Origin of the sequence: Candidatus Pelagibacter communis, from assembly GCF_001180185.1 — a bacterium.
In the GTDB taxonomy this organism is placed as follows: domain Bacteria; phylum Pseudomonadota; class Alphaproteobacteria; order Pelagibacterales; family Pelagibacteraceae; genus Pelagibacter; species Pelagibacter ubique_F.
Genome location: NZ_CVSS01000032.1, coordinates 1 through 612 on the forward strand (window position 1 = coordinate 1; position 612 = coordinate 612).

Annotated in this window: 1 pseudogene; it reads right to left on the bottom strand. The window is 37.9% G+C overall.

Features of this window, described 5'->3' with window-relative positions:
* Positions 1–53: 53 nt before the first annotated feature.
* Positions 54–612: pseudogene (locus AMN95_RS02175) on the bottom strand (beta-ketoacyl synthase N-terminal-like domain-containing protein); the annotation flags it as partial.

Consider the following 612-nt stretch of genomic DNA (forward strand, 5'->3'; position numbering starts at 1 on the left):
AAACTCAAAATCCGGTATCACTTTTTCAGAAGAGTACAAAGAGCATAATCTCAAATGTCATATCCATCTGAAGTTGCTCCATAACCGGTTAATTCTGCATATATTTTAGCTCCTCTAGCTTTAGCGTGTTCGTATTCTTCAAGCACCAAAACTCCACCACCACCAGCAATTACAAATCCATCTCTAGTTTTATCATAAGCTCTTGATGCTGTTTCTGGCGCATCATTATATTTTGATGATAGAGCAGTCATAGCATCAAACATCGCTGTCATGGCCCAGTGAATTTCCTCACTACCGCCAGCAAATACAACATCTTGTTTACCCATTTGAATTAATTCCATAGAGTTTCCAATACAGTGTCCACTAGTTGCGCATGCTGAACTCATTGTGTAGTTAGTTCCTTTTATTTTGAATGGCACAGCGAGAGTTGCAGAAGCTGTACTTGCCATTGTTCTTGGAACAATGAACGGTCCCATTAACTTTGGAGTTTTAGCTCTAGTTTTGTCTGCAGCTAAAATTACATTTTCGATTGATGGACCACCAGAACCCATTACAATTCCAGTTGTACTTTTAAATTTCTTAATTTGATCATCCGTAAATCGAAAATGAATA